Source organism: Streptococcus sp. 1621 (genome assembly GCF_013276615.1).
Classification (GTDB): domain Bacteria; phylum Bacillota; class Bacilli; order Lactobacillales; family Streptococcaceae; genus Streptococcus.
Genome location: NZ_VMLJ01000037.1, coordinates 1 through 23,300 on the forward strand (window position 1 = coordinate 1; position 23,300 = coordinate 23,300).

Genomic DNA, 23,300 nt, shown 5'->3' on the forward strand with positions numbered 1-23,300 from the left:
AGTCAGTTACATATATCTATACGGTAAGGCGACGCTGACGTGGTTTGAAGAGATTTTCGAAGAGTATTAATAGAGTTTTTTTGACATAGACATTGGCTCTACTAGATAAAGTAGAGCTTTTTGTTATGCACTATTGATATTCTAGAAAGGGCAACAATATGATAAAAATCAATCATCTAACCATCACTCAAAACAAAGATCTACGAGATCTTGTATCTGACCTAACCATGACTATCCAAGACGGGGAAAAGGTTGCTATTATTGGTGAAGAAGGAAATGGCAAATCAACCTTGCTTAAAACTTTAATGGGGGAAGCTTTGCCTGATTTCACTATCAGGGGAGACATTCAATCTTATTATCAATCAATAGCCTACATTCCTCAAAAACTCCCCGAGAACCTGAAAAAGAAAACTCTACACGACTACTTCTTTTTAGATTCTCTTGATTTAGACTACAGTATCCTCTATCGTTTGGCTGAGGAATTGCATTTTGATAGCAATCGATTCGCTAGCAACCAAGAGATTGGCAGTCTATCAGGGGGCGAAGCTTTGAAAATTCAGCTCATCCATGAGTTAGCCAAACCCTTTGAGATTCTATTTTTAGATGAACCTTCAAATGACCTAGACCTTGAGACGGTTGATTGGCTAAAAAGACAGATACAGAAGATGAGGCAAACCGTTATTTTCATTTCCCATGATGAAGACTTTCTTTCTCAAACGGCAGACACTATTGTTCACTTGCGACTGGTCAAGCACCGTAAAGAAGCAGAAACGCTAGTAGAGCATTTAGACTATTATCGCTATAGTGAGCAGAGAAAGGCTAATTTTGCCAGACAAAGTCAGCAAGCTGCTAATGACCAAAGAGCCTATGACAAAACCATGGAAAAACATCGTCGAGTCAAGCAAAATGTAGAAACTGCGCTTCGAGCTACTAAAGACAGTACTGCCGGTCGCCTATTGGCTAAAAAGATGAAAACTGTCCTCTCTCAAGAAAAACGCTTTGAAAAGACAGCTCAGTCCATGACCCAAAAACCACTTGAAGAGGAAGAAATTAGACTTTTTTTCTCAGATATACAGCCATTATCAGCATCTAAAGTCTTAATCCAACTGGAAAAAGAAAATTTGTCCATTGACGACCGTGTTTTGGCTCAGGAACTACAACTAACTGTCCGTGGACAAGAAAAAATCGGTATCATCGGCCCAAATGGTATGGGGAAATCAACTCTGTTATCAAAGTTGCAACAACTGCTAAGTCAAAAAAGAGAGATTTTACTTGGTTATATGCCACAAGATTACCACAAAAAACTGCAATTAGATTTATCACCAATAGCCTACCTCAGCAAAACTGGAGAAAAAGAGGAACTGCAGAAAATCCAATCTCACTTAGCCAGTCTCAATTTCAGTTATCCAGAAATGCAGCATCAAATTCGCTCCTTATCTGGCGGGCAACAGGGTAAACTCCTGCTTTTGGATTTAGTCTTGCGCAAACCAAACTTTCTCCTGCTGGATGAACCCACACGAAACTTTTCTCCCACTTCTCAACCCCAAATTAGAAAACTCTTTGCTACGTATCCAGGCGGACTCATCACTGTTTCGCATGACAGGCGTTTCTTAAAAGAGGTCTGTTCAATCATCTATCGCTTAACAGAACACGGTCTGGAGGTAGTTAATTTATAAGATTTATAAATTTGCAACATAGCAGATAGGTGGGGCAAAAACACAATTTTAGGAGAAGAAAAAGTAAATCTTCCCATAATAAAACGCATAATATCAAGATTTGCACACCTGATATTATGCGTTTTTCAGATTTTAAAGGCTTTTTCCCAGCCTTCATTTTACATATGTTTTAAACGTTCAATCCGTTCTGAGATAGGTGGGTGGGTGTAAAAGAGTTTTTGGAACCCTCCCCCTTTCTTGGGATCATTGATATAAAGTGCACTGCTGGCATCATCGACAGGACGACTCATCGGTTTACTATTATCCAACTTACCTAGAGCATTTATCATCCCTTGTGGATTGCGAGTCAACTCGACACTGGAAGCATCAGCTAGGAATTCCCTCTGACGAGAAATAGCGAGTTGCACCAAGGTTGCAGCGAGAGGTGCCAGCACAATAGCTAGTAGGGAAACCACTAGCATAATGATTTCAAGACCATTTCCATCTCTATCATCGTCACTTCGTCTGCGACCTGCACCACCCCACCACATCATACGACCTGCCATACTAGAAAGCATAGTGATAGCACTGGCCAGGGCAACAGCAATAGTCGAAATACGAATATCGTAGTTACGGATATGACTGACTTCATGTCCCATAACAGCTTCTAGTTCTTCACGATTCATGATAGCTAGGAGACCTGACGTCGCAGCAACCGCTGCGTTTTGAGGGTTAGAACCTGTCGCAAAGGCATTTAAGGCTGGATCATCAATGATGAAAACACGAGGCATAGGAATCTGAGCCACCATAGCCATATCTTCCACTACATGGTAGAGGTCTGGTGCCGTTTGCTCATCAACCTCACGCGCCCCATTCATGGACATGACAATCTCTGTCGATTGAAAAATCATGGATAAGGCATAGATAAAGCCGATAATCAGAGCGATAACCAAACCGCCAAGCCCAGACCTCATAAAGAGGTAACCAACCGCATAGCCAACAAGAGCTAAGAGTAGGAAAAATACCAGCAACAAAATCCAGGTTTTTCGTTTATTGCTTGCAATTTGATCAAACAACATCTTAGTCACCTAAACCGCTAAAATCAACTTTAGGAACTGCCTTTTCCTCTTCTGGAGTTTGAAGGAAATCTGCTGCTTTAAATCCAAACATTCCAGCGATAATATTGCTTGGGAAAGTTTCTAATTTTACATTGTAGTTGCTGACAACACTGTTGTAGAGTTGACGAGAGTAAGAAATTTTATTTTCTGTGTTTGTCAACTCCTCTTGCAATTTAACAAAGTTGGCACTAGCTTTCAAATCTGGATAGCTTTCTGCAACTGCAAAAATACCTGAAACCTGACGAGTGAGGGCATCACTAGCTTTCATAGCTTCTGCTGGTGAAGTCGCTGCTGCCACTTGGTTACGCAGTTCTGCCACCTTTTCAAGGGTAGAACCTTCATATTTGGCATAACCTTTTACAGTTTCAATCAAGTTTGGCAAAAGGTTATTTCGACGTTTCAACTGAACATCAATCTGACTCCAAGCCTCCTTTGTTTGCATACGATTCTTAACCAAACCGTTATAGCTAACAATCACAAAAATAACAATAAGAGCCAAAACTCCAAGAATAATCCAAGTCATGATATAAGTCCTTTCTGCTTTTAGATTAGTACCAGTATATCAAATTTTTAATGATTGTGGTAAAATAAGATGATACTAAAGAAGGAAAACACTATGAAACCAGAAACATTTTACAACTTGCTTTCCGAGCAAAATCTTTCACTTTCGGACCAGCAAAAAAAGCAATTTGATCGTTATTTTGAACTCTTGGTCGAGTGGAATGAAAAAATTAATCTAACAGCTATTACAGACAAGGATGAAGTTTATCTCAAACATTTTTACGATTCGATTGCACCCATTCTTCAAGGTTTGATTCCCAATGAAACTATCAAACTTCTTGATATTGGAGCCGGGGCAGGATTTCCTAGTCTACCTATGAAAATCCTCTATCCTCAGCTAGATGTGACTATTATTGATTCTCTAAATAAGCGCATCAACTTCCTCCAACTGTTGGCTCAAGAACTAGATTTGGACGGTGTTCATTTCTACCACGGTCGTGCAGAAGATTTTGCCCAAGATAAAAACTTTCGTGCTCAGTTTGATTTGGTAACTGCCCGTGCTGTAGCTCGTATGCAGATTTTATCAGAATTAACCATTCCCTATCTTAAAGTCGGAGGAAAACTATTAGCACTAAAAGCCAGCAATGCTCCTGAGGAGTTATTAGAAGCTAAGAATGCCCTCAACCTCCTTTTTAGTAAGCTCGAAGACAATCTCAGCTACGCCCTACCGAATGGAGATCCGCGCTACATCACAGTGGTAGAAAAGAAAAAGGAAACACCAAATAAATACCCACGTAAGGCTGGCATGCCAAATAAACGCCCGCTTTAAATTTTTAAGTAAAAAAATATTTACAAAGTTTGTAATTTTTGCTATACTATCACAAGCAAAGGTTTTTAATGTCATCCCGTGAGGTGACGAAGACGCAGAAATATTTAAAACTCTTTAAAGTCTAGATTTTAAAGAAGTCTTACTCTGAGGGCCTATTGCTGTAAAATAATGGGCTCTTTTTTGATGCCCAAAAGTGAGGTTTATATGAAACAAGAATCAACTGTTGATTTGTTACTAGACGTTGACCAACGTCCTTCGGCTGGAAAAGGAATTCTCCTTAGTTTCCAACACGTTTTCGCCATGTTTGGTGCGACCATCTTGGTACCCTTGATTTTAGGAATGCCTGTATCTGTTGCCCTTTTTGCTTCAGGTGTTGGAACACTCATCTACATGATTTCAACTGGATTTAAAGTTCCAGTTTATCTAGGTTCTTCATTTGCCTTTATCACAGCTATGTCACTTGCTATGAAAGAAATGGGTGGTGATGTATCTGCTGCCCAAACAGGGGTTATCTTGACTGGTTTGGTCTATGTCCTTGTGGCTGCTGGTGTTCGTTTTGCAGGTACAAAATGGATTGATAAACTCTTGCCACCAATCATCATAGGACCTATGATCATCGTTATCGGTCTTGGACTTGCAGGTTCAGCTGTTACCAATGCTGGTCTTGTAGCTGATGGAAATTGGAAAAATGCTCTTGTAGCAGTTGTTACTTTCTTGATTGCTGCCTTTATCAATACAAAAGGAAAAGGCTTCCTACGAATCATTCCATTCCTATTTGCCATTATCGGTGGTTACCTCTTCGCACTAACTCTTGGCTTGGTTGACTTTACACCAGTTCTTAAAGCCAACTGGTTCGAAATTCCTGGTTTCTACTTGCCATTTAGCACAGGTGGTGCCTTTAAAGAATACAATCTTTACTTTGGTCCAGAAACCATCGCCATCTTGCCAATCGCTATCGTAACAATTTCTGAACATATCGGTGACCATACTGTTTTGGGTCAAATCTGTGGTCGTCAATTCTTGAAAGAACCAGGTCTTCACCGTACTCTTCTTGGTGACGGTATCGCAACTTCTGTTTCTGCCTTCCTTGGTGGACCAGCCAATACAACTTATGGAGAAAACACAGGGGTTATCGGTATGACTCGTATCGCTTCTGTCTCAGTTATCCGTAACGCTGCCTTCATCGCGATTGCCCTTAGCTTCCTTGGTAAATTCACTGCCTTGATTTCAACAATTCCAAACGCTGTACTTGGTGGTATGTCAATCCTTCTCTATGGAGTTATCGCCAGCAACGGTTTGAAAGTCTTGATTAAAGAACGTGTTGATTTCGCTCAAATGCGTAACCTCATCATCGCAAGTGCTATGTTGGTCCTTGGACTTGGAGGAGCTATCCTTAAACTCGGTCCAGTTACCCTTTCAGGAACTGCCCTATCAGCCATGACAGGAATCATCTTGAACTTAATCTTGCCATACGAGAATAAAGACTAATACTCTTCGAAAATCAAATTCAAACCACGTCAACGTCGCCTTGCCGTACTCAAGTACAGCCTGCGGCTAGTTTCCTAGTTTGCTCTTTGATTTTCATTGAGTATAAGAGTCTAAACACATCAAAAACGAGCATTTCCAATTACGGAAGTGCTCATTTTTCTTCTTTCTGAAAAAGGAAAGCCCTGCGGCCTTCCTTTGTCTTACTTACGTTTCTTCTTCGCTTTTTTCATTTTGTTAGCCATGCGTTTCATAGACTGTTTCATGGCAAATTCACCGATTTTACCTTTGAGTCCGCCACCAAACATCTGGCTCATATCTGGCATTCCTGCTCCTCCGAGAGCTGACAAGTCAGGCATACCACCTTGTCCCATCATACCTTCAAGGGCAGACATATCCATTCCTCCCATATTTGGCATATTTTTAGGAAGGTTGTTTGGATTGATCCCCATTTGCTTCATCATTTTGTTCATATCCCCAGACATAACTCCTTGCATGAGTTGTTTAGCCTGGTTAAAGTCTTTGATGAATTTATTAACTTCGACAAATGTATTCCCAGAACCAGCTGCGATACGACGTCGACGGCTTGGATTTAGCAAATCTGGGTTTTCACGTTCTTCAGGTGTCATGGAAGACACAATAGCACGTTTACGAGCAATCTGACGCTCATCTACCTTCATGTTTTGAAGGGCTGGATTGTTAGCCATACCTGGAATCATCTTGAGCAAGTCTTCCATCGGTCCCATGTTTTGTACCTGATCCAACTGATCAATAAAATCATTGAAATCAAAGGTGTTTTCGCGCATCTTCTCAGCCATTTCAAGGGCTTTTTGCTCATCGTATTCTTGAGAAGCTTTCTCAATCAAAGTGAGCATATCCCCCATACCAAGGATACGGCTAGACATGCGATCTGGGTGGAAGGTTTCAATGTCCGTAATCTTTTCACCTGTACCAGTGAACTTGATTGGTTTTCCTGTAATGTGACGAACAGATAGAGCAGCACCACCACGAGTGTCCCCATCAATCTTGGTAAGGATAACCCCAGTTACTTCTAACTGAGCATTAAACTCACGCGCAACATTGGCTGCTTCTTGACCAATCATGGCATCAACCACGAGGAGAATTTCGTTTGGTTGAGCCAAGGCTTTCACGTCACGAAGTTCATTCATCAAAAGCTCATCAATCTGCAAACGACCTGCCGTATCAATCAAGACATAGTCGTTATGATTGGCTTGGGCTTGTTCCAAACCTTGACGTACAATCTCAACAGCTGGAACCTCTGTCCCAAGAGCGAAGACAGGAACATCAATCTGTTGTCCCAAGGTCTTAAGCTGATCAATGGCAGCAGGACGGTAAATATCCGCCGCAATCATCAAAGGACGGGCATTTTCTTCCTTCTTGAGTTTGTTGGCCAATTTACCAGCAAAGGTTGTTTTACCAGCCCCCTGCAAACCGACCATCATGATGATTGTAGGAATCTTAGGTGACTTGATAATTTCTGCCGTATCAGAACCTAAAACAGCTGTCAGTTCCTCATCAACGATTTTAATAATTTGTTGCGCAGGATTAAGGGTATCAATGACCTCATGGCCGACAGCACGTTCACGAACTTTCTTGATAAAGTCCTTTACAACAGGCAAGGCAACGTCGGCCTCAAGCAAGGCCAAGCGAATTTCTTTGGTTGCCTCTTGGACATCAGATTCAGATATTTTTCCTTTTTTACGTAAATTTTTAAAGACGTTCTGTAAACGTTCTGTTAAACTTTCAAATGCCATTTTTCTTCCTCTTATTCTCTATTATCAATGCTTGTTAAAATTTCTATCTGCTTTTGCAGAAAGTCATCATTGGGATACTGCTCCAAAATCTGGTCAAAAATCTGACTACGGACAATGTAGTCCGAGTACATGTGCAATTTCATCTCATAATCTTCCAGAATCTTTTCTGTCCGCTTGATATTATCATAGACAGCCTGACGACTGACACCGAATTCCTCGGCAATCTCAGCAAGACTGTAATCATCAGCGTAGTAGAGCTCTATATAATTCATTTGCTTGTCTGTCAACAGCGCCGCATAAAATTCAAAGAGCGCATTCATACGATTGGTTTTTTCGATTTCCATAACTTTTATTATACCAAAAATTAGCCTAATCTACCACATTAGGAAGCCAATCCGAGAAGATAGCCAGGTAAATTTGAAAAAGACATAAGCCTAGCCCCAAGTAATTTCCAATTGATAGCTGGCAAAGGGATGTCCCTCTTGATTTTGTAGTTGATAATCTAGTTCAATCTTTTGCCCATCAACTTCATAGCGACTGGTTTGGATAACAAATTCCTGCATGCCCATTGGTGTAGGAATGTAGGCTAAACTATCACTATCCTTTAGAAAGCGCATAATGGTCTTGGGATTTGAAAAACGGCTCATCACCAGTTCTTGACCATGGAATTTAATCACTACTTTTTCCTTTTCCTCATTATAGAAAAGCAGGTAGCTATAATCTCCCTTTTCATGCACTTCCACGTCATAAAGTTGGTCAATCACTTCCAACTGCTCATCAAACTGAATCGTATTTCGCATCCGAATCTTCACATCAAGTCCTCTTTCTTGTCTCTTGTCCTACTATTTTACCAAAAACTCTAGCTTTTTGCTATAATGGTCATATGAACGAAAAAGTATTCCGTGACCCAGTTCACAACTACATCCATGTCAATAATCAAATCATCTATGACTTAATCAATACAAAAGAATTTCAACGCTTGCGCCGTATTAAGCAACTGGGAACTTCCAGTTATACCTTCCACGGTGGAGAACACAGTCGCTTCTCCCATTGTCTTGGAGTCTATGAGATTGCTCGTCGCATCACAGAGATTTTTGAAGAAAAATATCCTGAAGAATGGAATCCTGCCGAGTCTCTCTTGACCATGACTGCTGCTCTCCTACATGACCTTGGACACGGTGCCTACTCCCATACTTTTGAACATCTCTTTGATACAGACCACGAAGCCATTACTCAAGAGATTATTCAAAGTCCTGAAACGGAGATTCACCAAGTCCTGCTACAAGTGGCGCCAGATTTTCCAGAAAAGATTGCAAGTGTCATAGACCATACCTACCCTAACAAGCAGGTTGTGCAACTCATTTCTAGTCAGATTGATGCAGACCGCATGGACTATCTCTTGCGCGACTCCTATTTTACAGGAGCATCCTATGGAGAATTTGACCTGACTCGGATCTTGCGTGTCATTCGTCCTGTCGAAAATGGTATCGCCTTTCAGCGCAATGGCATGCACGCCATCGAAGACTATGTCCTCAGTCGCTACCAGATGTATATGCAGGTCTATTTCCACCCAGCAACACGCGCCATGGAAGTTCTCCTACAGAATCTCCTCAAACGCGCCAAGGAACTCTATCCTAAAGACAAGGACTTCTTTGCACGAACATCTCCACATCTCCTGCCTTTCTTTGAAAAAAATGTGACCTTGTCTGATTATCTAGCTCTGGATGATGGTGTGATGAATACCTACTTCCAGCTCTGGATGACCAGTCCTGATAAGATTCTTGCAGACTTGTCGCAACGCTTTGTCAACCGCAAGGTCTTTAAATCCATTACTTTTTCACAAGAAGACCAAGACCAGCTCGCCAGCATGAGAAAATTGGTTGAGGACATTGGCTTTGATCCCGACTACTATACTGCCATTCATAAGAACTTTGACCTCCCTTATGATATCTATCGTCCCGAATCTGAAAATCCACGAACACAGATTGAGATTTTACAAAAGAATGGTCAACTGGCAGAGCTCTCTAGCCTGTCTCCTATCGTCCAATCCCTTGCTGGTAGTCGTCACGGAGATAATCGTTTCTATTTTCCGAAAGAAATGTTGGACCAAAACAGCATCTTTGCAAGCATTACCCAGCAATTTTTACACTTGATTGAGAACGATCATTTTACCCCAAATAAAAACTAAAAGAGGAAATTTATGAGTATTAAACTAATCGCCGTCGATATTGACGGAACCCTAGTCAATAGCCAAAAGGAGATTACTCCTGAAGTCTTTTCTGCCATCCAAGATGCCAAAGAAGCTGGTGTCAAAGTCGTCATTACAACAGGCCGCCCTATCGCAGGTGTTGCCAAACTTCTGGATGACTTGCAGTTGAGAGATGAAGGCGACTATGTCGTGACCTTCAATGGTGCCCTTGTCCAAGAAACTGCTACAGGCCATGAGATTATCAGCGAATCTTTGTCTTATGAGGATTATCTGGATATGGAATTCCTCAGTCGCAAGCTCGGTGTCCACATGCATGCCATTACCAAGGACGGTATCTACACTGCCAATCGCAATATCGGAAAATACACTGTGCACGAATCAACCCTCGTCAGCATGCCAATCTTCTACCGCACACCTGAAGAAATGGCTGACAAGGAAATCGTTAAATGTATGTTTATCGATGAACCAGAAATTCTCGATGCTGCCATTGAAAAAATTCCAGCAGAATTTTACGAACGCTACTCTATTAACAAATCTGCTCCTTTCTACCTCGAACTCCTTAAAAAGAATGTAGATAAGGGTTCAGCTATTACTCATTTAGCTGAAAAACTCGAATTGACCAAAGATGAAACCATGGCTATCGGTGACGAAGAAAATGATCGTGCCATGCTGGAAGTCGTTGGCAACCCTGTAGTCATGGAAAACGGAAATCCAGAAATCAAAAAAATCGCCAAATACATCACTAAATCTAACGATGAATCCGGCGTAGCCCATGCTATCCGTACATGGGTACTGTAAAAGTATCATTTTTCAATAAGAATTGATTAGCAATATAATCCAATGAATTTTTTTAGCAAACTATTTAATTTAAAACAAAATAATCATAATAGAGACACAAATTCTGATTGTAACAATTTTTACCTAAACAAATTAGAGTGCGGCCTTACTCCTGGGCAACTCATACTCATAGATTGGACTCAAAAAACAGGGAGAAATTATAATTTCCCAAGATATTTTAAATACTCTCTTCAAATTGACCCTGAATCTACACACAATCAATTATACAAATTAGGATACTTCACTAAAAATAAGACTTTATCATATCTTAAAGTAGTAGAATTAAAAACTATATTATCTAAACATAATTTACCTACTTCTGGAAAAAAAGCAGAATTAATTACAAGAATAATTAATAATATCAACGTTGACAAATTAGATATTCCGTTCGAATTTAAACTAACAAAAGAAGCACAAAATCTTATTATCGAACATAGTGACTATATCAAAGCATACTATGATAAAGACATAACTATGGAAGATTATTGTAAAGAAAAAAATAATATCTCTTTTAAAGCAACTTTTGGTGATATAAAATGGAGTCTTTTAAATAAACAAGCTCATAGGAATACTGTATCAGGAGATTTTGGATGTTTATCTAACACACGAAAGGCTCAAGGAAGACATTTGGAACAAGAAGGTAATATTAAACATTCTTTAATATATTACATAGAATCTTTGATAATTACTAGTTCAGGATTAGAAAACAATTTTTCAGTCACTGATTATCCAGTATATTATCCCGATTCGATACCTGACTACTCACTAAAACATATTCAAACATTAATGGAATCATTATCTGATGACGATTATGATTTTGCTTTTGATGAAGCATTATTTCGCTTCTCAATTTTGAATGCAAATCATTTTTTATCTAAAGAAGATATTGACTATTTAAGAGTTAATTTACCTTGTTCTACTGCTGAAGAAATAAACAATTACTTAAAGAAATATGAATGTTATAGTCCTTTAAATAATTTAGAACTTGACGATTTTGAATAAATTGATTATACAAACATTTATATACTCGATATAGTCTCAATTTTATCTGATGATTGCCCAAATTTTTCAATAATAAAACGCATAATATTATGGAGATAATGAACTGCACCCCAAAAGTTAGACAGAAAAAATCTAACTTTTGGGGGTCAGTACATAAATCCCCTATATTATGCGTTCTTTTAATATCAAAGACTTTTTGACAAACTTCTTTGATATCTAATTACATGCCCCCTGCAGGAATCGAACCTGCAACTACTCCTTAGGAGGGAGTTGTTATATCCATTGAACTAAGGGGGCTAGATAAAAACTCTGCTGAAAAAGCAGAGTTTTTTAGTCGAATTAACGACGGATTTCTTTGATACGAGCTGCTTTACCTTGAAGAGCACGCAAGTAGTACAATTTCGCACGACGTACTTTACCGTAACGAACAACTTCGATTTTTTCAACACGTGGAGTGTGGATTGGGAAGATACGCTCAACACCTACACCGTTAGAGATTTTACGAACTGTGTAGTTTTCTGAGATTCCAGCACCTTTACGTGCGATAACAACACCTTCAAAAATCTGGATACGTTCACGGTTACCTTCGACAACTTTCGCGTGTACACGAACAGTGTCACCAGGACGGAATGATGGGATATCTGTACGAAGTTGACCTTCAGTCAAGCTTTGGATTAATGGATTCATTTTATTCTCCTATCTTTGTCAATCTTGAGGAATCTTCCTCAGCGGATAAACTGTATTTTTGTGCGTCCATTACACACAAGATACAGTTTACCAAATTTCCACAAAAAAGTAAAGAAATTTATAGCAGAATTCCTAAAAAAATCGCAACTAAACCACCTATGTAGGTTAAGGCTAGGTAGCTATAAAATACCTTCTTATCACTTAACAGTCTTTGGAGTTCGTCATTCAAGGTAGAGAAAGTCGTTAAACCGCCACAAAATCCTGTTGCTAGAATAGCATAAACTTCCTTAGACTCCACATGATTGTAGAATAATCCAATCAAAAAACACCCTAAAAGATTTGCTATAAGCGTTCCAAGTGGCAATTTAGAAGATTGATTATAGCGGGAAAAGAAATAGCGCACTAAAGCTCCGCAACCACAAGCAATTGCAAGATAGACCATTACCATTTCTTCCTCCCTAGAAAATAAGCCAAGAGTAGACCTCCACCAATACTCAAAAGCAAATACATAACTAAACTAAGATAACGCCCAGTATCCAGTAGTTTCACAGCATCAAGCATGAGACTAGAAAAGGTTGTTAGACCTCCGCAAAAACCTGTACCTAGTGCTAAAACCAAGCCCTTACTAGTCCCCTTATAGACCAGATAACCCTTGACAAGATAAACCAGGCAGAAAACTCCCAGATAGTTGACAAAGAGAGTGCCCCAAGGAAAGTCTGGACTGGCTGGCAACCAAGTGGAAACTAGGTAGCGGACAAGTCCGCCCAACATAGCAGCTAGAAAAATCCCTAGCGGATAAAATTGTTCTTTTTTCATTTGATATTTTGATCCTGATAATCACGCGAACGTTTGAGTATGTCCGAAAAAGTCGAGACAATAGTCTCCTGATAGCGCTTGTCCTCTACACGATTTCTGACCTTTTCAAAAATAACTGCTTCTCTCTTGGTATCTAAAATCGGTTTCCCTGAAGCCTTCTTATAAGCAACTACACCCTCAACCAAATGCATTCGTTCTTCTAAGAGCTTGACGATTTGGTCGTCGATTTGATCAATTTCTTGACGAATAATATCTAAATCCATACAGTCTCCTCCTTTATTTGAATTATTGTATCAAAAAGCCAGCAAATAGGCTAGTAAAATTCCAACTCACGATAAGAAAAATGCACTGATTGATTGCATCAGCGCACGTTTATGCTTATCCTACTTTAGCAGCCAATTCTTCTGCGAATTGTTCCAAGCGTTCAATGTCTTCTTCCTCAGCAGAAAGATCAACTTTAACACACTCTGAACCTTTTTCTGCTCCTGTTGACACAAAAACACGGTCAAAGTCATCGACAGCCTTACAGAATTCATCGTAGAAGGTGTCACCTGAGCCAACCACTCCGTAGATTTTGCCATTCAAGTTGAGGTCTGCTAGGTCTTCATAGAAGTCCATCATCTCATCTGGCAATTCTCCATCACCATAAGTATAGGTCGCAACGATAGCGATGTCTGCTTCCAGGAAGTCTGAAGCGTCAACAGTTGTACATTCATCAACATCGACATCCAAGCCCAAGTCACGTAATTTGTCTGCTACAATATCTGCAATTTCTTCGGTATTACCGGTCATACTGGCAAATACAATTTTTGCTAATGCCATATCGTCCTCCTCAATTTATCTTTCTCCATTATATCACATCTTTTTCATTTTAAAAATAAAAATTCTTGTGCTACAATGAAATAAGAAAGAATTGAGGTCATTTATGGACATTTGCCATCAAATTTTAGAAAAAATCAAAGAATACGACACGATTATCATTCATCGTCATATGAAACCAGACCCTGATGCCTTGGGAAGTCAGGTGGGATTGAAAGTTCTTCTCAAACATCATTTCCCAGAAAAAACCATCAAAGCAGTTGGTTTTGATGAACCAACTCTTACTTGGATGGCTGAAATGGATTCTGTTGAAGATAGTGCCTACCAAGGAGCCCTTGTCATCGTCTGTGATACGGCTAACACCGCTCGTATCGATGATAAGCGCTATAGTCAAGGTGATTTTCTCATTAAGATTGACCACCATCCAAATGATGATGTATATGGTGACCTATCATGGGTGGATACTAGTTCAAGCAGTGCTAGCGAGATGATTACCCTATTTGCCCAAACAACCCAACTGGCCTTATCAGATCGTGCTGCTGAGTTGCTCTTTGCAGGAATTGTTGGTGATACAGGTCGCTTCCTTTATCCTTCTACGACTACACGGACTCTTCGCCTGGCTGCTTATTTGAGAGAACATAACTTTGACTTTGCGGCTCTCACTCGCAAAATGGACACTATGAGCTACAAAATTGCTAAACTTCAAGGCTACATCTATGACCATCTGGAAGTGGATGAAAATGGTGCAGCGCGAGTTATCCTGAGTCAAGAAGTCTTGAAACAATTTAATGTTACCGATGCTGAAACTGCAGCCATTGTCGGTGCACCTGGACGCATTGACAGTGTTAGTCTCTGGGGAATTTTTGTGGAGCAGGCTGATGGCCACTACCGAGTTCGCTTACGCAGTAAAATCCATCCTATCAATGAAATTGCCAAGGAACATGATGGTGGAGGCCACCCTCTAGCAAGTGGTGCTAATTCCTATAGCTTAGAAGAAAACGAAATCATCTACCAAAAGTTAAAAAACTTGCTTAAAAACTGATAAAATACTTGCCAAACTTTTCAGAATCTGATAGACTAGTATGGTAACAATCTATGGCTCGCAAAGAGACCATGGCAGAAAGGAACTATTGCAAAATGAAAAAAGATATCCATCCAGAATATCGCCCAGTTGTCTTCATGGACACAACTACTGGTTACCAATTCCTTAGCGGTTCAACAAAACGCTCTAACGAAACAGTTGAGTTCGAAGGCGAAACTTACCCATTGATCCGTGTGGAAATTTCATCAGACTCACACCCATTCTACACTGGACGTCAAAAGTTCACTCAAGCAGATGGACGCGTGGATCGTTTCAACAAAAAATACGGTCTCAAATAATGATAAAAAGACAGCTTCGGCTGTTCTTTTTTGTTTCTTGAAATCAACTGCTGTTTTTATATTCCAGACTCAAAAAACTTTGCACTCTCGGTAGTTTCTAGAGTACAAAGTTTTCTCTTGCCTAAAAAATATAAAAGATATATACTAGCTATATATAGTATAGATTGGAGATATACCATGACGACATCACTTACTAAACAGTACAATTTTAAAATCAATGAGTCATCAATGGAACAAGCTAGAGCTATCATCAAGGAAAAAGGAATGACTATGACGGATGCTATTAGTCTTTTTATCGAGCAGATTGTTCTCGAACAAGATTTGCCAATAAAAACTGCAGAAGATTTACACCGTGAACGATTGATTCAGGAGCTACAAGCCCAATCTGAACGCGCCTTAAGAGAATATGAATCCGGACAAGGAACTCCCCTAGATGACATGAGGCTACGATATGATTTATAAAGTGATTCTATCTACTGAAGTGAGTCAGGCAATTGACAGTATCCATAACTACATCAGCACTGTTCTTTTATCACCCCAGTCGGCTAAGAATACTGTAGCCAAAATTTTAGACGGCTTAAAAAGTTTAGAAACTTTTCCTGAAGCTGGCTTTGATGCAGATGAAAAAATAGGACTAAAAATCAACAGTAAGTACCCTACGCGAGGAAAAATTATCGGTCAGTATATCTTGCTTTACTTTATCGACCAAACTCAAAGAACTGTTTTTCTTACCCACTTATTCCACACCAAAAGTGACTATGTTACCTTGCTCCAAAGCAAAAATAACAAAAACTCAAAATCATCATTTTAATGTCCACCACTCTCTTAATAACCTTGTACTTATAAGGAACACAGTCTTCATTTTAACTAAAAAATAAAAAAACTTTGCACTCTAGCTAGCCACACAATGGCTTCCAAAGTACAAAGTTTTTTTTATTAGTGCAGATTTACTCTTCCTTATCTTGATTTCAGTTCCTTTAGTTGTATTGTCTTCCCAAAGGATACGCTCGATACGGTGGAAACCTGACCAACCTTCTTCTGTCTTGTTTTCGTCCATATAGTCTGCCAAACGGAAGTCAATCTTGACATCTGACTCACCAAAACTTTCGGCAATTGGTTCTGAACGCTCATAAGACATACGAATCAGTGGATAAACCTTTTTGGCTTCTTCTAACTTACCTTCTTTCAACAGTTTGACAAAGCCTTCTGTATCTGTCAACAGTTTATCGATTTGCTCTTGCACAAAAATCTTATAGTCAGCAGTGGCCTTATCAAGCATTTTCTGCTTGTCTTCAGACAAGGCTGTCACCTTAGATGAATCATTTGTCTCGGTTGATTTTTCAAAACGGACTGCACATGCTGTCAATAGCAAGACTGAAGATAAAAGGACAAAACCTAGTTTTTTCATTGTTTACTCCTATCGGTCCAGGAAACCTGAATTAATTTTACGTTTTATTATATCATGTTTTCAATAAATTTTCAGAAAATTTAATGTTATGAATAGCATTACAAATGCAAAAAACTAAGCCTAGGACAATCTCCAAAGCTTAGTTTGATCTAGTTTCTTAATTTCCAGCGTAATATTTTTGAATTCCTTTAATAATTCCTTCAACCAACTTATCTTGGTATTGGTCACTACGGATTCGTTGGTTTTCTTCTGAATTATCCATATAACCCAACTCTAATAACACAGCAGGTTTCGCAGTCTCACGAAGAACAGCGAAGGTGGCTTGCAGAAGTCCAGCATCTCTAGCTCCTGTCTCGGTCAAGAGAGATGAATGAAGGTCAGCAGCCAAACGATTACTTTCACTTATACGGTCTGGATTATTGTGCCAGTACTGGTTAATCTTGCTCGGATAACCCACTTCTTCCTTATAAGAATAAGTCTGTATTCCCAGATTCAGTGTTGTGTCATTCCCAGTAGCGTTAAAATGAATACTAATAAAGAAGTCTGCATTCGTCTTATTTACCATACGAGAACGCTCTGTCACAAAGTCAACATCCACATCACTATCACGAGATGTTAAAACTGTATAGCCCAATTCTTCTAAACGTTTCCGTAATTTACGAGAGACCTGTAGATTCAAATCTTTTTCAGCTATTCCATAATAGTAAGCACCCGAATCACGTCCACCATGCCCAGGATCTAGGAAAATAGTCTTACTATAGCGCCCCTTTTCAAATCCTTTTGGAAGTTCTTGCACCCATTTACCATTATCTTTGAAAAAATGACTACTTCCATCAATAGTATAAGTTCCAGTGACATAAACGCCATCTTCTTTAAGATAATACCAAGCTTGATAATCTTGATCATAAAGCCACTCTTTGTGAGCCATGTAGCCACCAAATTTCAGATAGTAAGAGCCAACCCATTGCTGTTCAGCATAGTGCCCACCTGACTTGAGATAAAACCAGCTAGAGTAGTTAGGATCGTACACCCATTCTTTATCTGCCATAGCCCCACTAGACTTCAGGTAATAATTTCCCTTCCAGGTATTAGCCATCATGGTACCATTTTGATCAAATGCATACCACTTACCATTGATTTGACTCCATTGGTTAGACAAATATTTTCCTGAGCCATTGGCGTAGTACCACTTGTTAGCCATCTGATACCAGCTATTTTCAAGTAAGTAACCATTCTTATCAAATAGGTAGCCCTCATAGAGAGTATCTGTAAATTTGACACCCGTTTGACTATAATAAGTCCACTTCCCATCTTCTTTTACCCAACCAGTTTGTAGCTTAGACTCAGTAGGAAGAGTTGGTTTTGTCTCCTGCTCACTCGAACTAGGGGTCGTTGGCTGGTTTTCTGTAGCTGCTTGAGAATCACTTGCAGAGCTAGTAGCTGAACTACCGGTAGAGTTATTCGTAGAATGACTAGCACCATTAGCTAGAACTGTTTGGCTAGTAAATCCAAGAAGAGCTAGAGCAAGAATCGTAAATTTCTTATATGATTTCATTTATTTAACCTTTCTAGGGGAATGGAATCCCTGTGTTATTGAGTTATTTTACTTCCTTGATGAAAGAAGAGTTGTTCTACATCCTCTAAACTATAATTTATATGATATTATGGAGTGTTTAGCTTATTTAAAGATGTGAAACCTAAAAAGTATGGCTAAGTTGGAACCTTAAAAATTCAATTTCTGAACACCTAATCTCGCTTCAGATCGTTATCGAACAAGTCGAGTAGATTCATTAAAATCATCTATTTATATTATACACCAAATTTAAGAAAAATTTTTGCAAACATCTAAATTTAAAATAAATCTAGTCCCTAGCTATACCGAATTTTAGTTTACTCTGCCCAGTAGAGATGTTATAATAAAAATAGGAGGACACAAAATGAACAATAAAACTAAAAAGTTCACACTTGCTACAGTTTTAGTACTTTCCTTGTTAGGAGCTGGAACTCTTACATCACAATCAGTAGCTGCTAATGATAGGCTGGTTTCCACTCAAGCAATCAATGGTCAATCCTACAATATCTTAAACTCTGAGGTCACTAGTGCTTCTTCTGGTACTACTCTAGTTGGGATTGAAGGGACTTTCTTAACGCCAGATAAACAGGCTATCTTAGACCGTATCAATGCCATTCGAAAAGAGGCAGCAGACGAAGGTCTAGTTACTAGCTATGTTCCTATCAAATGGTCAACTGCACTAGAAAAAACTGCCTTTGTTCGTGCAGCAGAAGCTTCGATCACCATTAATCACACACGCTTGTCTAGTAAGAACATTTGGAGCGCTTGGCCTACAGGAAATTTCTCCCTTTCAGAAAATTTGGCTTGGAACTATGACGGATTTATGAAGGCCATCCAGCAATGGTATGATGAAAAAGCCGATTATGTTAAATCTCGTAGTGGTGTCAGTGTTACAGGTCAAACTGGACACTATAAATCCTTAATTGATCCAAAGCTGACCTATATGGGGCTTGCAGCCTTTGAAAACCCTGTCACTCAAAATGGATGGATTACCGTTGCACAAAGTTTCGGAACAGCATCTGGTGGCTCTGAAGAATTAGCTGGTGGTTATGGAAAGGCCATTCAATATACAGAAGCAAATTCTTCTCAGACTCAAACATTTGCGACTAAGGCGAATCTTTTTGACAAAGACTTGAAGGCTATCGGAACTCATAAAACCAAAACTGCAAATACAAATTCAAGTCAGAAAAATGGGTTCAATCATTCCCAATACTTCGGAAGTTGGATTCGATCAAACGGACGTTGGTGGTTTAAACATAATGACGGCTCATACACGAGTAATGGATGGGAAAAAATAAATAGAACTTGGTATCGCTTTGACAACTCTGGTTGGATGCAAACAGGCTGGGTGAAAGACGGTAGCTGGTACTATCTCGACGGTTCAGGCGCTATGAAGACTGGTTGGCTCAAAGATAATGGTAGCTGGTACTACCTTCAAGATTCAGGTGCTATGAAAACAGGCTGGATGAAAGTATCTGGCAAATGGTACTATGCCTATAGCTCTGGTGCCCTAGCAATCAATACAACGACCCCTGATGGCTATCGTGTCAATGCCAACGGTGAGTGGGTAGGATAATTTAACTACAACAAAAAGGCTCTATACTATCTCACAGTGAGTAATCTTCACTTTCAGATAGTATAGAGATTTTTATTTACCTAGTATAGCTCTTATCTTAGGCGTTTATAACAAACTGAAACAAGAACAATACAAAAGAGCCTCGTAAAAGGTATTGCAACTTGGTAATACCTTTTTGAGGTGCTTTTTGATATGAGCCCATGTCTTCTCAATAGGATTGTACTCCGGTGAGTAGAGAGGAAGAGGTAAAAATTTATGCCCAAACTCTTCACACAAGACTTCTATCTTAGCCATTCTATGGAATCTTGTATTATCCATAATAATAACTGATGGTTTGTTTAATGTTGGTAAGAGAAATTTCTGAAACCATGCTTCAAAAAAGTCGCTCGTCATCCTCTCTTCGTAGGTCATTGGAGCGATTAACTCACCATTCATTTGTTAATCCTGCAACCAAAGAAATCCTCTGATATCTTCTTCCAGATACTTTGCCTCTTATTATCTGACCTTTTAAAGAGCGACCATATTCTCGATAAAAATAAGTATCGAATCCTGTTTCATCAATATAAACAGGTGCTAGGTGCTTTAAACTATTAAAATTCTTAAGAAATAAAGCTACTTTTTCTAGGTCTTGTTCATGGATAGTATAGTACTGTATGGTTACCGAACAAGTCTAATGAAAAAATTCTGATGATAGTTCTAAATCTCAATAATCGCTTGGGTTCCATGATCCAACTCCAGCAAGACATCTATACTTGTATAGAAAATCCTGCCCTGAATAAGGGGATGTAAATATTGCTTTCCTCCAAAATGATCATAGTTTTACTGGCAAATCTAACATATTACGGATAAATTAACAAGTGATTTCTGAATTGCTAAACATTTTCCTTTCTTATAGCATATTTTCAGATTTTCTCTTTGAGAAAGATATTTCCAAAAAAAGGTTCGTTTTTTTATCTATTTTCAAAAAATCCCAAAAACTGAATTGAAAGAATTTTTAGAAAATTTCTGTTTTTTTCTTTACAGTGAAAAAAAATTCTGCTATAATGACTCATGTAATAAAATATGACAATAAAAGGAGAACGATATGACATCTGCTAAAGAATATATCCAAAGCGTGTTTGAAACTGTAAAAGCTCGTAACGGGCACGAGGCTGAATTCCTCCAAGCTGTTGAAGAATTTTTCAACACTTTAGAACCTGTATTTGAAAAACACCCTGAGTATATCGAAGAAAATATCTTGGCACGTATTACTGAGCCTGAGCGCGTGATTTCTTTCCGTGTTCCTTGGGTTGACCGTGATGGAAAAGTTCAAGTAAACCGTGGCTACCGTGTTCAATTCAACTCAGCTGTTGGACCATACAAAGGCGGACTTCGTTTCCACCCAACTGTAAACCAAGGGATCTTGAAATTCCTCGGATTTGAACAAATCTTTAAAAATGTCTTAACTGGACTTCCTATCGGTGGAGGTAAAGGTGGATCAGACTTCGATCCTAAAGGTAAAACAGATGCTGAAGTGATGCGCTTCTGCCAAAGCTTTATGACTGAATTGCAAAAATACATTGGGCCATCACTTGACGTACCTGCTGGTGATATCGGTGTAGGTGGACGTGAAATTGGTTATCTTTACGGTCAATACAAGCGTCTTAACCAATTTGATGCTGGTGTCTTGACTGGTAAACCTCTTGGATTTGGTGGTAGCTTGATCCGTCCAGAAGCAACTGGTTACGGTTTGGTTTATTACACTGAAGAAATGCTCAAAGCTAACGGTAATAGCTTTGCTGGTAAGAAAGTGGTCATTTCAGGTTCTGGTAACGTTGCTCAATATGCTCTTCAAAAAGCAACTGAACTCGGCGCTACTGTCATCTCTGTATCTGACTCAAATGGCTATGTCATCGATGAAAATGGTATCGACTTTGATCTTTTGGTTGATGTTAAAGAAAAACGTCGCGCCCGTTTGACTGAGTATGCAGCTGAGAAAGCAACTGCTACTTATCATGAAGGTTCTGTATGGACTTACGCTGGAAACTATGACATCGCTCTTCCATGTGCTACTCAAAACGAAATCAACGGTGAAGCAGCTAAACGTATAGTAGCTCAAGGCGTTATCTGTGTATCTGAAGGTGCCAACATGCCAAGCGACCTTGATGCTATCAAAGTTTACAAAGAAAATGGTATCTTCTACGGACCTGCCAAAGCTGCCAATGCTGGTGGTGTAGCCGTTTCAGCCCTTGAAATGAGCCAAAACAGTCTTCGCCTCTCATGGACTCGTGAAGAAGTTGATGGACGTCTCAAAGACATCATGACAAATATCTTCAACACAGCTAAAACAACTTCAGAAACATACGGTCTTGATAAAGACTACCTTGCAGGAGCTAACATTGCTGCCTTTGAAAATGTAGCAAACGCTATGATTGCCCAAGGTATTGTTTAAGATTTATTTGCTCAATCCTCAATCACTACGATTGGGGATTTTTAGCTTGAATTAAACAGTTGGAAAATTACTTACTCGCCCCCTTTTTTGCCCCCTGGCACATAAAAATAAAAACCGCTAGTCCTAAGAATAACGGTTTAATCATGTTTTTAAGCTACTAATGTAGTCGCTCTATTATTTAAATAAAATGAAGTGTTATGAATAACTTCAATATCTTTAAAGTTTTTTGTTAGATTTATAATTTCAACTATAGCCATCTCTACTCGTTAGTTTACAGCAAAAAATTATGCTTAATTATTATTGTTTTTGTAAACAATCAGCGAACCCAATACTATTCCATTCAACAAGCCTAAAGAAATACCATATTCAACTGGAAAATCTAAAAAAATTGCAAACACTATTCCAATCATCACCCCTAGTGAGGCTGCTGTTGAAATTACATATTCATTTTCTTTCTTCATTTTCTGTACACCTCATTTCCTTTTTGTATATAAGCTCTAGTCATCTCCACCAAGAGCCATTAAGTACTTATGATTTCCTGACTCAACAATCTTACCACCTTTCATTACAAAAATAATATCCCGCATCCTTAATCGATAACAATCTGTGAACTACAATTATTTGAGTACAGCCCTGACTTTTTATATACTTTGTTATTCTTTCCTCATTAATAGTGTCTAATGCACTAGTTGCCTCATCTAAAATTACAATACTAGGATTATTTATTAATGCACGTGCCAGTGCTATCCGTTGTCTTTGAATACCTGAAATATTTGAACCCATCTCTGAGATGATAGTATTAAATTTCATCGGCATAGCCATGATTTCATCATAGATTTGAACTGCTTTACAAACTTCCTCTATCTTTTGTGAAGTAACTTCGTGCTTTAAAGTTATATTATCAAGAATACTTCTGTTCAATAAAAATGAATCCTGTGGAACTACTCCTAAATTTTGACTTAATATTTTTTTATCTATTTGATTAATATTTACACCATCAAATAAAACTTTTCCTGTATCAATCTTATATAATCCTGATGGTATTTTTGATAACGTACTTTTTCCTGACCCCGGTTGACCGACTAGTGCAATTCTCTGTCCTGAATCAATAGTCAAATTTAAATTTTCTATTACAGGAGCTGAGTCTTTGGAATAAGAGAAAGATAGGCCCTTAATATCTATTCTACTTCAAACGTTTC

Annotated in this window: 25 protein-coding genes, 1 tRNA gene and 2 pseudogenes; 12 read left to right on the forward strand and 16 right to left on the reverse strand. The window is 38.9% G+C overall.

Going from position 1 to position 23,300, the window contains the following annotated elements; genetic code table 11:
- The first annotated feature begins 158 nt into the window (after positions 1 to 158).
- Positions 159 to 1,676, forward strand: a complete 1,518-nt coding sequence (locus tag HT697_RS08450; RefSeq protein WP_173262924.1) for an ATP-binding cassette domain-containing protein — start codon at positions 159 to 161, stop codon at positions 1,674 to 1,676.
- A 158-nt stretch (positions 1,677 to 1,834) separates the two neighbouring features.
- Here HT697_RS08450 and htpX read toward each other — a convergent pair whose 3' ends face one another.
- Positions 1,835 to 2,734 carry a zinc metalloprotease HtpX gene (gene htpX / locus HT697_RS08455; protein WP_166736720.1) on the reverse strand — a complete coding sequence of 300 codons (900 nt, stop codon included), beginning with the start codon at positions 2,732 to 2,734 and terminating at the stop codon, positions 1,835 to 1,837.
- 1 nt (position 2,735) lies between these two features.
- Positions 2,736 to 3,296: a LemA family protein gene (locus HT697_RS08460; RefSeq protein WP_166736721.1), complete on the reverse strand. Its 561-nt coding sequence runs from the start codon at positions 3,294 to 3,296 to the stop codon at positions 2,736 to 2,738.
- A 93-nt stretch (positions 3,297 to 3,389) separates the two neighbouring features.
- On the opposite strand from HT697_RS08460, the gene rsmG reads away from it, so the two are divergent.
- The gene (gene rsmG / locus HT697_RS08465) at positions 3,390 to 4,103 is read left to right on the forward strand and encodes a 16S rRNA (guanine(527)-N(7))-methyltransferase RsmG (RefSeq protein ID WP_166736722.1); all 714 of its coding nucleotides are present in this window, start codon (positions 3,390 to 3,392) and stop codon (positions 4,101 to 4,103) included.
- A 204-nt stretch (positions 4,104 to 4,307) separates the two neighbouring features.
- The gene (locus tag HT697_RS08470; protein WP_060628761.1) at positions 4,308 to 5,591 is read left to right on the forward strand and encodes a solute carrier family 23 protein; all 1,284 of its coding nucleotides are present in this window, start codon (positions 4,308 to 4,310) and stop codon (positions 5,589 to 5,591) included.
- A 200-nt stretch (positions 5,592 to 5,791) separates the two neighbouring features.
- Here HT697_RS08470 and ffh read toward each other — a convergent pair whose 3' ends face one another.
- The 3 genes from ffh to HT697_RS08485 form a co-directional block, all read right to left on the reverse strand.
- Complete coding sequence (gene ffh, locus HT697_RS08475) at positions 5,792 to 7,363, reverse strand: signal recognition particle protein (RefSeq protein WP_000863622.1); 1,572 nt, start codon at positions 7,361 to 7,363, stop codon at positions 5,792 to 5,794.
- Between the two features lie 11 nt (positions 7,364 to 7,374).
- Positions 7,375 to 7,707, reverse strand: coding sequence for a putative DNA-binding protein (locus HT697_RS08480; RefSeq protein WP_033680400.1), 333 nt, complete (start codon positions 7,705 to 7,707; stop codon positions 7,375 to 7,377).
- Positions 7,708 to 7,797: 90 nt separating this feature from the next.
- Positions 7,798 to 8,175 (reverse strand): DUF1934 domain-containing protein, encoded by a 378-nt coding sequence (locus HT697_RS08485; RefSeq protein ID WP_078156127.1) that lies wholly within the window; start codon positions 8,173 to 8,175, stop codon positions 7,798 to 7,800.
- A 71-nt stretch (positions 8,176 to 8,246) separates the two neighbouring features.
- On the opposite strand from HT697_RS08485, the gene HT697_RS08490 reads away from it, so the two are divergent.
- From HT697_RS08490 to HT697_RS08500, 3 genes are read left to right on the forward strand one after another with little or no spacing between them, the layout of a single operon-like run.
- Positions 8,247 to 9,551: an HD domain-containing protein gene (locus HT697_RS08490; protein WP_173262927.1), complete on the forward strand. Its 1,305-nt coding sequence runs from the start codon at positions 8,247 to 8,249 to the stop codon at positions 9,549 to 9,551.
- A gap of 12 nt (positions 9,552 to 9,563) precedes the next feature.
- Entirely contained in the window at positions 9,564 to 10,370 is an 807-nt protein-coding gene (gene yidA, locus HT697_RS08495) for a sugar-phosphatase (RefSeq protein ID WP_164226581.1), read from the forward strand.
- Between the two features lie 42 nt (positions 10,371 to 10,412).
- Positions 10,413 to 11,411, forward strand: a complete 999-nt coding sequence (locus tag HT697_RS08500; RefSeq protein ID WP_173219067.1) for an SAP domain-containing protein — start codon at positions 10,413 to 10,415, stop codon at positions 11,409 to 11,411.
- A 225-nt stretch (positions 11,412 to 11,636) separates the two neighbouring features.
- Here HT697_RS08500 and HT697_RS08505 read toward each other — a convergent pair.
- The 6 genes from HT697_RS08505 to HT697_RS08530 form a co-directional block, all read right to left on the reverse strand.
- A tRNA-Arg gene (locus HT697_RS08505) sits at positions 11,637 to 11,708 on the reverse strand.
- A 42-nt stretch (positions 11,709 to 11,750) separates the two neighbouring features.
- On the reverse strand, positions 11,751 to 12,098 hold the full coding sequence (gene rplS, locus HT697_RS08510) for a 50S ribosomal protein L19 (RefSeq protein WP_001068669.1): 348 nt from the start codon (positions 12,096 to 12,098) through the stop codon (positions 11,751 to 11,753).
- 118 nt (positions 12,099 to 12,216) lie between these two features.
- On the reverse strand, positions 12,217 to 12,546 hold the full coding sequence (gene crcB / locus HT697_RS08515) for a fluoride efflux transporter CrcB (protein WP_173219070.1): 330 nt from the start codon (positions 12,544 to 12,546) through the stop codon (positions 12,217 to 12,219).
- Positions 12,540 to 12,914, reverse strand: a complete 375-nt coding sequence (crcB, locus tag HT697_RS08520) for a fluoride efflux transporter CrcB (RefSeq protein ID WP_049524402.1) — start codon at positions 12,912 to 12,914, stop codon at positions 12,540 to 12,542. The genes crcB (HT697_RS08515) and crcB (HT697_RS08520) overlap by 7 nt, the downstream gene beginning before the upstream one ends.
- Positions 12,911 to 13,177, reverse strand: coding sequence for a chorismate mutase (locus HT697_RS08525; RefSeq protein WP_173219073.1), 267 nt, complete (start codon positions 13,175 to 13,177; stop codon positions 12,911 to 12,913). Before HT697_RS08525 ends, crcB (HT697_RS08520) begins: the two co-directional genes overlap by 4 nt.
- Before the next feature lie 115 nt (positions 13,178 to 13,292).
- The gene (locus HT697_RS08530) at positions 13,293 to 13,736 is read right to left on the reverse strand and encodes a flavodoxin (RefSeq protein WP_001162128.1); all 444 of its coding nucleotides are present in this window, start codon (positions 13,734 to 13,736) and stop codon (positions 13,293 to 13,295) included.
- Positions 13,737 to 13,839: 103 nt separating this feature from the next.
- On the opposite strand from HT697_RS08530, the gene HT697_RS08535 reads away from it, so the two are divergent.
- The 4 genes from HT697_RS08535 (at position 13,840) to HT697_RS08550 (ending at position 15,924) form a co-directional block, all read left to right on the forward strand.
- The gene (locus HT697_RS08535) at positions 13,840 to 14,775 is read left to right on the forward strand and encodes a bifunctional oligoribonuclease/PAP phosphatase NrnA (RefSeq protein ID WP_173219075.1); all 936 of its coding nucleotides are present in this window, start codon (positions 13,840 to 13,842) and stop codon (positions 14,773 to 14,775) included.
- 95 nt (positions 14,776 to 14,870) lie between these two features.
- Entirely contained in the window at positions 14,871 to 15,113 is a 243-nt protein-coding gene (locus tag HT697_RS08540) for a type B 50S ribosomal protein L31 (RefSeq protein WP_000710764.1), read from the forward strand.
- Positions 15,114 to 15,290: 177 nt separating this feature from the next.
- Positions 15,291 to 15,575, forward strand: a complete 285-nt coding sequence (locus HT697_RS08545) for a type II toxin-antitoxin system RelB/DinJ family antitoxin (RefSeq protein WP_173214141.1) — start codon at positions 15,291 to 15,293, stop codon at positions 15,573 to 15,575.
- Positions 15,565 to 15,924: a type II toxin-antitoxin system RelE/ParE family toxin gene (locus HT697_RS08550; RefSeq protein ID WP_173219078.1), complete on the forward strand. Its 360-nt coding sequence runs from the start codon at positions 15,565 to 15,567 to the stop codon at positions 15,922 to 15,924. The genes HT697_RS08545 and HT697_RS08550 overlap by 11 nt, the downstream gene beginning before the upstream one ends.
- A 114-nt stretch (positions 15,925 to 16,038) precedes the next feature.
- Here HT697_RS08550 and HT697_RS08555 read toward each other — a convergent pair.
- Together HT697_RS08555 and HT697_RS08560 are read right to left on the reverse strand one after the other, a co-directional pair.
- Positions 16,039 to 16,521, reverse strand: a pseudogene (locus tag HT697_RS08555) (EfeM/EfeO family lipoprotein); the annotation flags it as partial.
- A 157-nt stretch (positions 16,522 to 16,678) separates the two neighbouring features.
- Positions 16,679 to 18,076, reverse strand: a complete 1,398-nt coding sequence (locus HT697_RS08560; RefSeq protein WP_173219081.1) for an N-acetylmuramoyl-L-alanine amidase — start codon at positions 18,074 to 18,076, stop codon at positions 16,679 to 16,681.
- A gap of 382 nt (positions 18,077 to 18,458) precedes the next feature.
- On the opposite strand from HT697_RS08560, the gene HT697_RS08565 reads away from it, so the two are divergent.
- A complete protein-coding gene (locus tag HT697_RS08565; RefSeq protein WP_173219084.1) occupies positions 18,459 to 19,670 on the forward strand; it encodes a CAP domain-containing protein in 1,212 nt (403 codons plus the stop codon).
- 105 nt (positions 19,671 to 19,775) lie between these two features.
- Here the strand turns inward: HT697_RS08565 and HT697_RS08570 are convergent.
- Positions 19,776 to 20,313, reverse strand: a pseudogene (locus HT697_RS08570) (transposase); the annotation flags it as partial.
- Positions 20,314 to 20,754: 441 nt separating this feature from the next.
- Between HT697_RS08570 and gdhA the strand changes: the two are divergent.
- Positions 20,755 to 22,101, forward strand: a complete 1,347-nt coding sequence (gene gdhA, locus HT697_RS08575) for an NADP-specific glutamate dehydrogenase (protein ID WP_173219087.1) — start codon at positions 20,755 to 20,757, stop codon at positions 22,099 to 22,101.
- Positions 22,102 to 22,391: 290 nt separating this feature from the next.
- Here gdhA and HT697_RS08580 read toward each other — a convergent pair whose 3' ends face one another.
- Both HT697_RS08580 and HT697_RS08585 read right to left on the reverse strand, forming a co-directional pair.
- Positions 22,392 to 22,562 (reverse strand): hypothetical protein, encoded by a 171-nt coding sequence (locus tag HT697_RS08580; protein WP_050243184.1) that lies wholly within the window; start codon positions 22,560 to 22,562, stop codon positions 22,392 to 22,394.
- 91 nt (positions 22,563 to 22,653) lie between these two features.
- Complete coding sequence (locus HT697_RS08585) at positions 22,654 to 23,217, reverse strand: ATP-binding cassette domain-containing protein (RefSeq protein ID WP_226946486.1); 564 nt, start codon at positions 23,215 to 23,217, stop codon at positions 22,654 to 22,656.
- Positions 23,218 to 23,300: the final 83 nt, after the last annotated feature.